The 13,742-nt window shown below is 63.5% G+C and carries 10 protein-coding genes; 3 read left to right on the plus strand and 7 right to left on the minus strand.

The window, feature by feature from the left end:
* Window positions 1-48: 48 nt before the first annotated feature.
* From ABCS02_RS19325 to ABCS02_RS19340, 4 genes are all read right to left on the minus strand, one after another.
* Window positions 49-2,712, minus strand: a complete 2,664-nt coding sequence (locus ABCS02_RS19325; protein WP_345837287.1) for a family 78 glycoside hydrolase catalytic domain — start codon at window positions 2,710-2,712, stop codon at window positions 49-51.
* 5 nt (window positions 2,713-2,717) lie between these two features.
* Window positions 2,718-3,623, minus strand: a complete 906-nt coding sequence (locus tag ABCS02_RS19330; RefSeq protein ID WP_345837288.1) for a carbohydrate ABC transporter permease — start codon at window positions 3,621-3,623, stop codon at window positions 2,718-2,720.
* Window positions 3,624-3,628: 5 nt separating this feature from the next.
* Entirely contained in the window at window positions 3,629-4,513 is an 885-nt protein-coding gene (locus tag ABCS02_RS19335) for a sugar ABC transporter permease (protein ID WP_345837289.1), read from the minus strand.
* Window positions 4,514-4,606: 93 nt separating this feature from the next.
* Window positions 4,607-5,923 (minus strand): extracellular solute-binding protein, encoded by a 1,317-nt coding sequence (locus ABCS02_RS19340; protein WP_345837290.1) that lies wholly within the window; start codon window positions 5,921-5,923, stop codon window positions 4,607-4,609.
* A gap of 395 nt (window positions 5,924-6,318) precedes the next feature.
* Here ABCS02_RS19340 and ABCS02_RS19345 point away from each other — a divergent pair, with 395 nt between their 5' ends.
* Together ABCS02_RS19345 and ABCS02_RS19350 are read left to right on the plus strand one after the other, a co-directional pair.
* Window positions 6,319-7,299, plus strand: a complete 981-nt coding sequence (locus ABCS02_RS19345) for a LacI family DNA-binding transcriptional regulator (protein ID WP_345837291.1) — start codon at window positions 6,319-6,321, stop codon at window positions 7,297-7,299.
* A 403-nt stretch (window positions 7,300-7,702) separates the two neighbouring features.
* Entirely contained in the window at window positions 7,703-9,106 is a 1,404-nt protein-coding gene (locus ABCS02_RS19350) for a ParB N-terminal domain-containing protein (protein ID WP_345837292.1), read from the plus strand.
* A 49-nt stretch (window positions 9,107-9,155) separates the two neighbouring features.
* Here ABCS02_RS19350 and ABCS02_RS19355 read toward each other — a convergent pair whose 3' ends face one another.
* Both ABCS02_RS19355 and ABCS02_RS19360 read right to left on the minus strand, forming a co-directional pair.
* Entirely contained in the window at window positions 9,156-9,458 is a 303-nt protein-coding gene (locus ABCS02_RS19355) for a hypothetical protein (protein WP_345837293.1), read from the minus strand.
* A gap of 303 nt (window positions 9,459-9,761) precedes the next feature.
* Entirely contained in the window at window positions 9,762-10,112 is a 351-nt protein-coding gene (locus ABCS02_RS19360; RefSeq protein ID WP_345837294.1) for an RICIN domain-containing protein, read from the minus strand.
* A gap of 263 nt (window positions 10,113-10,375) precedes the next feature.
* On the opposite strand from ABCS02_RS19360, the gene ABCS02_RS19365 reads away from it, so the two are divergent.
* Complete coding sequence (locus tag ABCS02_RS19365) at window positions 10,376-11,011, plus strand: substrate-binding domain-containing protein (protein WP_345837295.1); 636 nt, start codon at window positions 10,376-10,378, stop codon at window positions 11,009-11,011.
* A gap of 45 nt (window positions 11,012-11,056) precedes the next feature.
* On the opposite strand, the gene ABCS02_RS19370 is transcribed toward ABCS02_RS19365, so the two are convergent.
* Window positions 11,057-13,726, minus strand: coding sequence for a family 78 glycoside hydrolase catalytic domain (locus ABCS02_RS19370; RefSeq protein ID WP_345837296.1), 2,670 nt, complete (start codon window positions 13,724-13,726; stop codon window positions 11,057-11,059).
* Window positions 13,727-13,742: the final 16 nt, after the last annotated feature.

The following is a 13,742-nucleotide window of genomic DNA, read 5'->3' on the forward strand; positions in this document are numbered from 1 at the left end:
TTCGTCAAATGGATGGTGCGTTTGCGAGAATCGCCGAACGAGGGCCGCTCACCAGCGACGTGGCGACGGCTTTCGCGGATCGTCGGAAGCGTCTCGGAACGTGGACTGGAATGTGTGGCTTCCCGCCCCGACCGTGAACGTGCCGCCCCCCTCCGGAAGTACGACCGTCGCGGTCGCACCGGGCGGAACCAGCACGTTTGCAGTGAAGTGGCGACCCACGCGATTCCAGGAGGAGGAAGCTGGGCCCAGCGGCGTGAGATGGGATGCGGAAGCATGGGTAAGGCCGCCGCCGGGCCTGGGCTCGATACGCAGCGTCCGCCAGCCCGGTTCGGCTGAATCAAGACCCGCAACTACCCGGTGCAAGAAGCCGGCAACGGCCCCAAGTGCGTAATGGTTGAACGACGTCATGTCTCCGGGGTTGATGGTTCCATCCGGCAGCATGCTGTCCCACCGCTCCCAAATGGTCGTCGCGCCCATCGACACGGGGTACAACCACGACGGCAACTCCTCCTGGAGAAGCAGATGATAGGCGGCATCCAGCTCACCAACCCTGACCAGCGCATCGCAGATGATCGGCGTACCGACGAAGCCTGTGCTGATTCGAAAGTCGCTTGCCTCGACGAGCTGCCCCAAGCGTCGACCGGCCACTCGGAGCTGATCTTCGTTTGCGAATAGATCGAAGGCGATGGCGAGTGCGATCGAGGTGACTGTGTCGCTGACCACGCGACCGTGAGGAGAGATGAATTCCGCCTGAAAGGCCACGACGGCCCGATCGGCGATTGAGCGATAGCGTGCCGCGTCGACGGTTTTGCCGAGCAGTTCAGCTGTAGCGGCGAGGATCTGTGACGTGCGCACGTGGTACGCGGTTGCTACCAAACTCTTGTCAGTATGAGACTCGCCCGGGTTGTCCGGCGGCGCTGCGGGATCGAGCCAATCTCCGAGCTGAAAACCTGTATTCCACAATCCGGTGTGACCGGATAGACGGTCGACGAGGTCCACCCACCCACGCATGCTGTCGTACTGGTCTCTGAGAACACGAAGGTCGCCATCATGTTGATACATCTCCCAAGGCACGATGACGGCCGCGTCTCCCCACGCCGCCGTCGGGTGGTTGGGAAAACCGCATTCAATCCACGGCACGAAGTTGGGCACATGCCCCTGATCACCCTGTTCGTATGCGACGTCCCGCAACCACCCCTTGAGCGTTCCATGAGCGCCGAACAGGCGCAGCGCTGTGGGTGCGAACACTTGGATGTCACCGGTCCAACCGAGACGCTCATCTCGTTGCGGGCAGTCGGTCGGGAGATCTACGAAGTTGTCGCGCATACTCCACACGACATTCTCGTGGAGCCGATTCAGACCGGGGTGGGAGCTTTCGAACCAGCCCGTCCGTTGCATATCCGTGTGCACGACCAGAGCCTCGACGTCAAGAGTCTCAATGGCTCCCGGCCAGTTCTCGATCTCGGCAAAGCGGAACCCGTGCACCGTAAATCGTGGAGTCCACTCCTCGACTCCGTTACCCGACAGCGTGTATCGATCGATGGAGACAGCGGATCGAAGCGGCCTGACCCCGAGCGCACCATCCTCTAGGACCTCCGCGTGATGGAGGGTTACGGTGTGCCCGGCCGGCCCGTTTACACGGATTCGAAGTTTTCCGGCGATATTCTGCCCGAAGTCGAGCCGGATCCGGGAACCGGCGATTGCCTCCACATTGATCGGTTTCAGCACCTCAGTGACACGAACGGGCGGTCCCGTCGGCGCCTCCAGCTTCGCCGAAAAGTCGGACAGGTCGAGGAGCGTCGGCGTCTGCCAGGTTGAATCATCGAAGCCAGGGGCGCTGAAGCCCTCGGGCAGCAGCCGGCTGTCGTAGCTCTCGCCCTCGTAGAGGGCAGCGGCAGTAACAGGTGAGGCGTGTGAACGCCACCCGTCGGTCAACGGAACGTCAACGACCGACCCATCCTCCAGCGTCAGCTCCAATTGGAGAAGCACGGCAACGTCGTTGCCATAGACGTCCCAGAGGCCACCGTCGAAACCGATTCGACCCCGGTACCAGCCATCGGCCAGCCAGACACCGATGGCGTTGCGGCCAGACTGCAGGATGTCTGTTACGTCATGCGTCTGGTATCGCAGTCGGTGCGAATAGCTGGTCCAGCCTGGCGAAAGGAGGTCATCTGAGACGCTGCGACCGTTGAGTTCGAGCTCGTAGACACCGTGTGCTGTCGAATAGATCCGTGCGCGTTGGACCTTTGTCACATCGACGCCCAAATCGACGTTGTCCCATTCAGCGCGTAACAGGTGGCCGGGGCGGACCGCGCCCTGCGGGGCGCTTGCCGACGGTGATACGAACGGTACCGCCCAGTCCTCGCGGTCAAGCAGGCCGGCCTCTATCGCGAGGGGTGCGCTCCAATCGCTTGGTCCGGCGAAACCTTCCTCGTCGTTGAAGCGAAGCCTCAGCGTCACGGCTTCACGCGACGTCAAGGGTGCGAATGGCCAGTCGATGAGCCGCTGGGCGCCCCCATGACTTATGTGGCGCTCGACCGTCCCCTTGTCACGCGTGAGTTCCAGCTCCACCGCGTCATCTGGGGAGGGCGAATCCGCGGTCCATGCAATTCGCGGAGCGGATTCGTCGATACCAAGCGCACTCCCCGCCCTCCGGTTTTCGAGCCACACAGAATCGACAGTGGCGCGTGAGTCGGCCGAGGTGGTCTTCATTCGCATTACCCCTTGACCGATCCGGCCGTGAGGCCCTTCATCACCTGTTGGTTGAGGAACAGGTAAATCGCCAGTGTTCCGAAGACATTGACCGCGATCGCTGCGAACGTCGGGCCGTATTGCACGGCCCCGTATTGACCTGTGAAATTCAGCAGTCCGACCTGGATAGTTCGGAGCGAGTCGTTGTTGGTGAACGTGAGCGCGATGAGCAGGTCGTTCCAGAAGAAGAAGAACTGGACCAGTCCGACGGTGAAGATCGCGTTTTTGACCAGCGGCAGGCCAACGGCCCAGAAGGAGCGCAGGATGCTTGCACCGTCGAGTGTGGACGCCTCGAAGATCTCTCGGGGCACGTTGCGGAAGAAGGTTGCCATCATGAAGACCGTCAACGGAAGGCCTGTAGCGATATAGGTGAGAATCATCGGCCAGTACGTGCCGGTGAGACCGGTGCGGAAATAGATCGTAAAGAGCGGCAGCAGGATCATCTGCGTCGGCACCATGATCCCAGCGAGGAAGAGAAGAAGGACGGGCCCCCGGCCCTTCCAAACGAGCACCTCCAGAGCAAATCCGGCCGCGACTCCCACGATCAACACGACGGCGAGCGAGGGGAACACCACGATGATGCTGTTCACGATGTAGTGACCGAAGCCGCTCTCGAAGACCGACACGTAGTTGGTGAACGACCACGACTGGGGCAACGTCCAGAACGGCTCGTTCAGAAACTCCGACTGCGTTTTGAACGACCCGAGCAGCATCCAGAACATCGGGTAGATCTCGACGATCAACAGGATGGTGATGAGAATCCGAACCGGCAGGCGGCGGAAGAATCGCGTCGGAGTATGACGTGGACGGCGAGGAACTCGCGTCTTGGACGTGCTGGTCGAACGTGCGTTCGTGAGAGTTGAGGTGGACATCGTTGTCAGCCCTTCGTGAGGTCGCGGCGCGTTGACCGGAAGATGAAGACCGTGAACAACAAGCAGAGGATCGCGAGCATCAGCGCGATCGTCGACCCATAGCCGTATTCGCCGTAGGTGAAGGAGGTCTGGAACATGTACAGCGTCAGCGGAGTGGTTGCATTGCCAGGACCGCCGTTCGTCAGTGCGATAACGCTGTCGAAGACTTTCAGGGTGCCGTTGATGCTGAAGATCAGCGACGACAGCAGCACGGGAAGAGACAGCGGAAGCACGATCGTCCGCGTGAGCTTCCAACCGCTTGCGCCGTCAAGTCGAGCTGACTCGAGCAGTTCCTCCGGGATCTCGATCACGCCTGCATAGAGCAGAACGCCGTAGAACCCCATCGACTGCCACAACCCCATGAGGATGATGACCCAAAACGATGCCTCTGGAGTACCGAACCAATCGATCGAGTGGATGCCGAATGCGTTCAACACCGCATTGACCGGGCCGGTAGTCGGCGCGGCCTCGAAAAGCCGTTGAAAGAGCAGGGCCACAGCAACTGTAGGCAGAACCAACGGGAAGAAGACGATGGTTCGAACGGTCGACGAGGCCTTCTTGAGCCAGAAGACGTACAGGAGCGCCAGCAGGTAGCCGAACCCAACCTGCAGAATCGTCATGACCACCGCGAACCGGAGACTGAACCAGACCGCGCTCCACGCCGCCGGGTCGTTGAAGAACTTCACAAAGTTGCTGAAACCGGTGAATGTGAAGCCCGTGACCGCGTTGCCGTCGAAGAGCGTGTATCCGAGCGACCACACGATCGGGATGAGCATGATCGCCGAATACAGTACGAGGGCGGGTCCGAGAAGGATGAAGATGGCGCGCTTGTCGCCGAGCACTCTGTCCATGGTTCAACTTACTGTCGGCTGCAAATGAATGCAGCGGTGATGCACGGGGTCGCGGCGCACACGGCCGCGACCCCGTGTCTCGGTGGTTGAAGGTCAGCCCGCCGCGTTGGCGTCCTGAACGAGCTTCATGAAGTCAGCGCCGGAAAGGGTTCCGCTGCCGAGGCCGCCGCCGTTGGTCTGGCTGACGCTGGTGCCCTTCGAGCTGAAGAGGGCCTCAAACCAGAGGATGCTTGACGAGGACTTCTTGATGGTGTCCTGGACCACCTGCGTGGTCGCGGGCAGGTTGGCCGGGGGCGACGTCAGCTTGAATCCAGAAACGACGCCGCCGTTGTTCATGACCTGATCGCCGTAGTTGTTGACGATGCACTTCAGCCACGCGGCCTGCTTGTCGCCGAAGTCCTTCTTGGCGAACATGACCGGGACGCCGACGTTGGCGGGCACCTGATCGATGCTGCCCTTGCCGCCCGACACGGCGGGGAAGGGAGCGAACCCGATGTTGTCAGCGCCGATCTGGTTCTGGGTAGCGTCGTTGAAGTTGGCGAGTGCCCAGCTGCCCATGTAGAAGAAGGCGGACTTGCCCGTGAGGAACTGGTTGATCGCCGCGTTGTAGTCGACCGAACCGACTGCCTCGCCGAAGTAGCCGGCCTTGCCGAGAGCGGAGACTGCGTCTGCAGCCTTCACGTACTTCGAATCGGTCAGTTTGGCTTTGCCGTCGGCGACGTCTTTGAGAGCTGTCGGTCCGAGGTCACGCAGGATGTAATCCCCGACGAGGCGAGTGATGGGCCAGCCGTCCTTGCCGTCCGCGGAGAAGGGCTGGACTCCGGCACTCTTCAGCTTGCCTGCCGCGGTGACAAGCTCGTCCCACGTCTTCGGCGCAGTGATGCCATTCTCGGAGAGGATCTTCTTGTTGTACCAGAAGCCTTCGATGTTGAACTCGGTCGGGAGGGAGTACAGGTCGGACTGGCCGTACAGCGCCTTGATCGTTGAGGCAGCCGCGGGGAGGATCTTGTCAGCGACGCCGAGCTTGTTCAGCTCGGTGCTCAAATCCACCACCTGACCTGCCTTGATGAACTGCTTCATGAGGGACGGGGTGCCAGCCGCCATCGACATGTTCGGAAGCGCGTCTTGTCCTGCGAGAAGCTGAAGCTTCTGGTCGAACTGTGCGCCAGCAGACTTATCGGTGCTGAGAGGTGCAGCCTTGTCCTCTGCCGTGCACTGGTTCTTCGACATCGCGGTCAGGGCGCCCACGATCGTGGTGTTCTCGGTCTGGCCGAGGTAGTTGAACTTGGCGCTACCTGCCCCACTGCTGCTGTTTGCCGGGCCGCAGCCAGTGAGTGCGAGGGCTCCCGCCCCCAGGACGGCCACAAGCGGCATTAGACGCCGCATGTGGAATTTACGTGCTGTGGTCACTATTCCTCCTTGAATGGCGAAGCCTCGATTTGAAGCGTTTCATTTGCAAGTTACACGCTTCACTTGGGCAATGTCAACCGCACACTGCACATACGTGACGCGCTTCATCAAATCGTTGCATAAGCTCTTTCCTAGGAAGCGATCAGGCTCGAAGCGGGGACAGTCTCGGCGGCCGCAACTGCGGGGGCTTCACCGCCGATGCCGAGGTCCGCTTTATGCCGGCGCAACCAAGTTGGGAAACGATTCGGACAGTCGGCGATTGACCGCCCGGGACGGCGGGTAAGGGCCATACGCAGCACCGATATCGGCCCAATTGAGGCGGCCAAATCTCACGCCCGGCCACCCATTAAACGCAGGAACGAGTGTCCTGCGATACTGACCCTGGAGGACAGCAGATGCCCGAGGAAACGCAACGACGAGTAACCGCGGAGGACGTGGCCAGGGAAGCGGGCGTCTCGCGAGCTGCCGTAAGCTACGCCCTCAATGGTGATCCAAACGGGCGTCTTCGTGCAGCCACGAGGCAAAGAGTTCTCGATGCCGCCCGACGTCTCGAATATCACCCCACTGCCGCTGCACGGCATCTGAGTGGAGCCAAGAGCCGCAGCGTCCTCTTTCTTACCCCCCCCGAAGATGGTTTCGAACCTCTACTGACCCAATACATCGTGCAACTGGCCCACGAGCTGGGTTCACTCGGATTGGGGCTACTTTGGCAAATGGGCGTCTCGGGTGCACCCAGACCGGTTGGCGAGTTGTCACCCGCCCTGGTCTTGACCTCGCCGACTCAAGAGGACTCTGAATTCTCATCACTCGCACTCGGATTTAGCGTTCCGGTGATCACAGCGTTCCCAGGTCGCGACGAGTTCATAGCCTCCGCAGGACGCACGCAGGTCGAGTTCCTGGTCAGCCGCGGCTATCAAGAGCTCGTCTTCATTCGGTCGACGGGCGAACACGACGCGCGGATGAACGCGCTGCGAGAGCACGCCGCGACGCAAACGGCCGCGCGATCCGGTGTGCTGATATCGACAGTCACGTGGCCAGACGATCCGAAACTTGCAACGAGACTCGTGGCCTCCCTAGGGGCCCGTTCCGGGGGAGGCATTGGCGTCTGCGCATACAACGACACGATCGCGGTTCAAGTCATCGCGGCGGCAGCAGCAGCCGGTGTATCGATCCCTGAAAACCTCGGGGTAATCGGAGTCGACGACACGTTCGCGGGCCAATTTCTCCAACCGCCGCTCACCAGCGTCTCCTCGGATCTCTCGACCTTCATTCCCGAGTTTGCCAACTACGTCGCCGCCCTCGTCGATGGCAAGAAAGTCGAGGAAGCGAAGATTCCGGTAGACCGAAAAGTTACTGTACGCAACAGCACCGCATAGGACCGCGAAGACAAGGGTTGGCGACGGCGGTATCAGTCTCAACCCCACAGGGCTGTCTGTGATTGGCCGTTCAGCGTGGTGGAGATGCGGAGCCAATTCGTGCCCTCCCGCTCACGCACGTGCTGAATGTGGGCTCTAAGGCAGCCCGGCAGAGCGTGGGCGCGATCCTGACGGGCACAGACCTGGTGGAGCTGCACGCGCCTTGCGGCTCATTTGGGTTGTGCGTCTGCCTGGCCGTTGATCGTAGTTCGCTCCCGCGGGCTGCGTTCCGGGCTTTCGCGGCATATCCTCACTCGCTGCGCTCCCTGCGGTATTCCACGACCCGGCACTCCGCACCGCCCCCGCTCACCCTCGATCCCCTTGCCAGACAGGCGAACAAGAACAGTTGAAGGGAAACAGAGCAATGAGCGACACCACCACTGGTCCGGGCACCATCGAACACCTCGACCCGCACACCCTGGCCGTCGAAACCAACGTGCGACCCTCCGCACCCATCACCCCTGCGTTCATACAGAGCATCAAGGAGAACGGGGTCCTCACGCCTGTACTCGGACATTGCAGCGACGACGGCCAGGTGAGGGTCCGTGCTGGACAGCGTCGGGTCTTCGCTGCTCGGGAAGCAGGGCTCGCCACTATCCCCGTCTACCTGGTGACGGCGGACGAAGTGACGGCGGAACGGATCGTGCAGCAGATGGTCGAGAACGACCAGCGCGAAGCACTCACCGACGGCGACCGTGCCGCCGCGTTCCAGCAACTCGCGTTCGAAGGACTCTCCGTGACCGCGATCGCCCGCCGCACCGGCACCAAGGCGAAGGAGGTCAAGACCGCACTTGCGGTGGTCGAGAACGAGGTGGCGTCGTCCGCGATCCAGAAGCACCAGCTGACGCTAGATCAGGCGGCCGTACTGATCGAGTTCGACGGTGACGACGAGGTCCGTGTCGACCTGATCCAGGTCGCCACTAACGACCCCACCCAGTTCGCGCACGCGGCCCAGCGGGCACGCGACGAGAAAGCGCGGGCCAAGACCAAGGCGGACACCGAAGCCGACCTGGCGGGACGCGGCTACCTGACCCTCGACAGCGATCCCGGCTACTACGACACGGAGTACACGCGCATCGGCGACCTCCTCACGCCAGACGACCAGCGGGTCACCGTCGAGCACATCGAGAACATCGACGGACGCGCAGTCCACGTGCGCGTCTACGCCGACGGCGACGCGAACGTGACGTACTTCGTGCGCGACGCGAAAGCGGCCGGGTTCCACCCCTACGGCGGAAGTCAGTCCAAATCCGGGCCGATGACCGAGGAGGAGAAGGCCGAACGGCGCACTCTGATCGCCAACAACAAGGCGTGGGCGTCCGACGAGATCGTCCGTCGCGAATGGCTCACCGAACTGCTCTCCCGCAAGAGCCTGCCCAAGGACGCGGGCGCCGTGATCGCCAAGGGCCTCACCATCCATCGGCAGGCAATCAGCACCGCCACCAGGGAGGGCAACGAACTCGCCCACCGGCTGCTCGGACTCGAACCCTCGGGATACTTCGAGAGCGACAAGCTCGCCGCTCTCATCGATCAGACCCCCGGCAAGTCGCAGCACATTGCGCTCGCGATCGTGCTCGGAGCGTGCGAGTCCGTCACCAGCAAGCAGACCTGGCGGTATCCCTCCCCCACCGACACCGCCTACTTCACCCAGCTCGCCGCCTGGGGCTACAACCTCAGCGACGTCGAACAAATCGTCACCGCCTCGAGGATCACAGGGGCAGAAGCAACCAATCCCCAATCCACCGCTGAGCAGGGCGCAAAAGGTTGAGCCATAAGGGAAGCGGACCCGTACACCTGGGTCCGCTTCCCTTACGGATTCAGGACAGTTCGCGAGCCGCAGCTCCAAGCCTCAACGCCCCGATCACCGGGCCACCCCGCTGGTCCACGCGGTGAAAGGCGAGGAATGGCACGCATGCCGTCTCTGCTGTGAGCGCCGCGAGCTGCCCGATCGGAGTTAGCGGGTCCGCCGCGATCGCCCACCCGTCAACCGCGTACCGGCTCACCATTTCCACGCACTCCCTCTTCTCCTCTGCTGTCGGGTTGGGCGAGCCGACCACCCCGATGAGTCCGCCCTGCAGTTCCGGGCCCATGTTTCTGGTGTCGATGATGAATACCCGCATCCTGATCACTCCCCTGCGTCAACAGTTTTTGTTGCCTTTCCGGCGGAGAGATCGATGGCGAGTGGGAGGGGCGCAGTGCCGGGACCGTGGAATACCGCAGCGAGCGCAGCGAGCGCAGCGAGCGAGGATATGCCGCGAAAGCCCGGCACGAAGCACCGGGAACGAGCTACGATCGGCCCGCGGAAAGACAACAAAACCAAGAAGTCAGCGCCGCCCGCGGCGGCTCCGCTATGGACCTCCCGTTGCACGAGAGAGGACGCCTGCCCGTGTCAGGGCAGGCGTCCTCGAGGGTGGCGTGAACTCCTACTTTGCCACGAGCTGCCAGTCCTGCGAGCCGACACCGTTGTCAGAAGGCTTAAGCGTGAGTGTTGCCCCGGCCGACGAGCCGGTGAGATAGAGCGACGGGTTCTGCACACTCTGGAAGTACACGTAGCCGTTGCTCTTCGTCACCATTTTGAAGAGACCGTTGGTGGCGTTGTCGACCCACTGACCGATCTGCTGGCCTTGTGTCGCGTTGCCGGTCCAGATCTCAGCCGCGCGGCCTCCTGACTTGTTCAGCGTGACGTTTCCATCGGGCTTGGTCGTGATGTGCCACAGCTGTGTCCGGATTACCTGCCGATCCTGCAGTCTCCAAGCGGACGTCCAGGAGGTCACCATTCCCGATGTTGGCATCGGTGGTGTTGTTCGTCGTCCCGATCACCTGCCCAGTGAGCTTGTTCACGATCTGGTAATACGTGCCGGCAGAGTGGCCGAAGTCGATGTCGGCATTGATGATCGTTGACGTGCCCTGATCGGCGAGGATGACTACGTGACCAGTCGTTGCGTCGTAGGTGAGGTTGCGGCTGTACGTGCCAGGAACCGTAGTCTGATACGCGGTCCAGGTTCCAACGCTGCTGCCCGTCGAGTTCATCCAGACGTTGCCGCTCGCCTTTGCCTCAACCGATAGTGCCCGGAGCGTTTTTGAGCGGACCGACTTCGGGGTCCCCGTCTTGATTGCTAGCGAGGCCGAAGACCTCGAGCCTGGGGAACATCTCGACGAGCCTGGCATGGGAGCAGTGGTCTCCCACCTCGTACCGCTTGGCCACAAGCGACTACTGCATATCGCTGGACCGGCGACTTGGTCGGCCGCTCGCAACCGGCAACGAGTATTCGCGGCGGCGGTGGCACGCCACGGCCTCCATCCCGCGGGAATCCTTCACGGCGACTGGTCTGCGCGATCTGGGCATGACGCCGTGGTGTCGCTGTCTGCAGATTCGCTTCCCACGGCAATCGTCGCTGCCAACGATCAGATGGCGCTTGGTGCAATCCACGCCCTTGTGGCGCGCGGGCTGAAGGTCCCGGACGACATCAGCGTCACGGGTGTCGACGACACCCCGGAAGCGCCGTACTTCACGCCGTCGCTGACGACGATCCGACTCGACTTCAGGCCTCAAGGACGAGATGCGGTCGCATCGCTTCTTGCTCAGCTCGAACAGACCGATGGCACTCGGCCGACCCGCCCAGAACCGCAGTTGATCGTGCGTGAATCCACCGCCGTTCCATCGCGGGCGTGACCCCGAGCATCGAGTCGGACGCTAACGGGTCGAGTGGCGCAGCGCTCAATCGCCCAGCGAAGGCGATTGCCCCAGAAGCAGCGGGTGAGCGGACGGGAGCGCAAACGTGTGGGTGGAGATCCCGGAGTCGAGCGGGATGCGACGTCCGGCGACGGCGAGCTCGGCGGTGATGCCATACGGCACCTCGACCCTGATCTGCGCGGCGCCCGGGGCGTCTTCCGAGCGAGCCCAGTGAACCGCGAGCCGGCCGTATGGCGTCGTCACATGGGCCGAGACGACATCGACTCCGGCCTCCAGGTCGGGCTGAATCGCGGCGCGACGATACCCGGGCGCTGTGGCTGTCAGCCCGGCGACACGCCGGTACAGCCAGTCGTCAACGCAGCCGAACGCATAGTGGTTGAGGGAGGTCGCACGGGTGGTGCCGTCCGGCGTCACTGCGTCCCAGTTCTCCCAGATCGTCGTGGCGCCGTGATCGACCTCGTACAGCCAGGACGGCTGCGCGGGCTGCCAGAGCACGCGGCGGGCGAGCTCCGGATAGCCGTGGTCCCATAAGACATCGAGCAGGTAGGGCACCGAGAGGAACCCGGTGTCGAGGCGGTAGCCGCGCTCCTCCACCAGCCCCGCGAGGCGGGCGGCAGCGCTCGGGATGCGGTCGTTCGGCACCATGTCGAAGGCAAGCGCCAGCGTGTACACGCCTTGCAGCTCAACAGGGAGGCCTCCGTCTGAGGCCACGTTCTCGGCTGCGAACCTCGCTCTCACGGCGGCGGCGCGCGATGCGAGGTCGCGCGCCTCCGCCGGCCGCCCGAGCACGTCGGCGATCACGGCGGCGATGGTGAGTGTCTTCGCCTGGAACATCGGCGCGATCAAGGCGCCGGTCAGAGCGGGGGCGATGCCAATCGCCTCGTGGAACGGTTTTCCCTCCAGGGTGCTCGGTGCGAGCCAGTCACCGAAATGGTCACCGCCGGAGTAGGCGCTGGTCGCCTGATAGTCGATCCAATGCAGGATCGCCGGGAACGCATCTTCCAGCACGCGCGCGTCGCCATAGCGCTGGTACAGGGTCCACGGCACGAACGCTATCGCGTCGCCCCAGCCGGCGGCGGCGACGATCGCGCCGATCCCCTGGGCGGCCGCGGCCGACTCTTCGTCGAAGTGCGAGCGCGGCGACACGATCGGCACTCGGCCGTCGGCGAGCTGGTCGGCGCGCAGGTTCTGCAGCCAGCGGCCGAGGAATGGCGCGATCATCGCATTGTTCGTCGCGGCCGGTGCGAAGACCTGGATGTCGCCGGTCCAGCCGGCGCGCTCCCGCTGCGGGCAGTCGGTGGGGATGGAGACGAAATTTCCGCGTTGGCTCCATACGACGTTCTCATGGAGCCGGTTCAGCCGCGCATCGGAGGTGACGAACGACCCGGTCTGCTCCAGATCGCTCGCGAGCACAACGGCGACGACGTCGTCCGCACCCGGGGCTTCACGCAACCCGCGCAGGCGCGCGTACCGGAAGCCGTGGAAGGTGAAGGTCGGCTCCCAAGTGTCCTCCTCCGGGCCGGCTGCGACATAGACGTCGGTCTGCTCGGTGTTGATCCCCAGAATGTTGACGAACCAGGAGCCGTCCGCGGCGAGCGCCTCGGTGTGTTCGATCACGACCTCGGTGCCGGCCTCCAGTCCGCGGACGGTCATGCGCACGCGGCCGGCGATCACTTGGCCGAAGTCGACGATCCAGCCGTCCCCGTCGGGATCGGCGGCCACCGAGGCCGCCGCCAAGGTACACACGCGGCGCACGGGCTCCCCCTCGAACGGCACCAGCACCGTCGGGTCGGCTGGTTTGGCCTCTACCGGTGTCCATGAGGTGTCATCGAAGGCGACGGCTGTCCAACCGGTGTCGAGGAGGCGGCGGTCGTAGCGCTCACCGACGAACAGGTCGGCGTACACCCACGGCCCCGTCGCGCTCACCACGTCGGCGTCGCTGGCGACGACCGTTCGGCTGCCGTCGGCGTGGTCGAGGTGCAGCTGCCAAAGTGCCGAGATGGTGTCACCGTATTGGGCGCTCGACCCGGTGATTCCGATGCGCCCTGCCCACCAGCCGTCGGCGAGCGCGAGTGAGAGGACGTTCTCGCCGGGATGGATCAGATCCGTCACGTCGTAGGCTTGGACCGAGATCCGGTGACGGTAGGAGTCCGACCCCGGCGCCAGCACCTGGTCGCCGACGACGACGCCGTTGAGGTGCGGGACATAGACGCCGCGGGCTGTGGCGTGAAGACGGGCGCGCACGACGTCATCGCCCGCGGTAAAACGCTGGCGCAGTAGCTGAGCGGGCTGCAACCGCTCCGTCGGGCCGCCCTCGGGCTGCGCGCCGCGGATCCAGTCCAACAAGGTCCAGCGCTCGATCGCGGTTGGCCGCTGGCGTGGAGTGACCCACGAGGTCGTCCAGGTGACGGGGTCGAGGAGAGCGGTCTCGAAACGGGACTCGGCGAATCGTTCCGACCCGTCGGCGGCGCGGCTCAGGACCGTCCAGATGTAGGCGGCGTCGGAGCCGAGGGAGGCGCCCGCGTATGCCACCAACGCGGTCTCGGCACTTTCGACCATCCCGGAGTCCCAGGCCGTGCCACCATCGGCCACCGCGACGACCACCAGGCGGTAGGCGGTCTGGTCGTGGTCGGCAATCCAGGAGAATCGCGGGCGTGCGGTGGCGACTGCGGTGGGTTCGTGGAGGTACTCCACCCGCAGGTCACGGCAT

The organism is Microbacterium sp. X-17, from assembly GCF_039615055.1.

Coding starts and splice junctions, on each gene's coding strand:
- ABCS02_RS19325 (WP_345837287.1), bottom strand. CDS start 2,712: ATGAAGACCACCTCGGCCGACTCACGCGCCACTGTCGATTCTGTGTGG.
- ABCS02_RS19330 (WP_345837288.1), bottom strand. CDS start 3,623: ATGTCCACCTCAACTCTCACGAACGCACGTTCGACCAGCACGTCCAAG.
- ABCS02_RS19335 (WP_345837289.1), bottom strand. CDS start 4,513: ATGGACAGAGTGCTCGGCGACAAGCGCGCCATCTTCATCCTTCTCGGA.
- ABCS02_RS19345 (WP_345837291.1), top strand. CDS start 6,319: ATGCCCGAGGAAACGCAACGACGAGTAACCGCGGAGGACGTGGCCAGG.
- ABCS02_RS19350 (WP_345837292.1), top strand. CDS start 7,703: ATGAGCGACACCACCACTGGTCCGGGCACCATCGAACACCTCGACCCG.
- ABCS02_RS19355 (WP_345837293.1), bottom strand. CDS start 9,458: ATGCGGGTATTCATCATCGACACCAGAAACATGGGCCCGGAACTGCAG.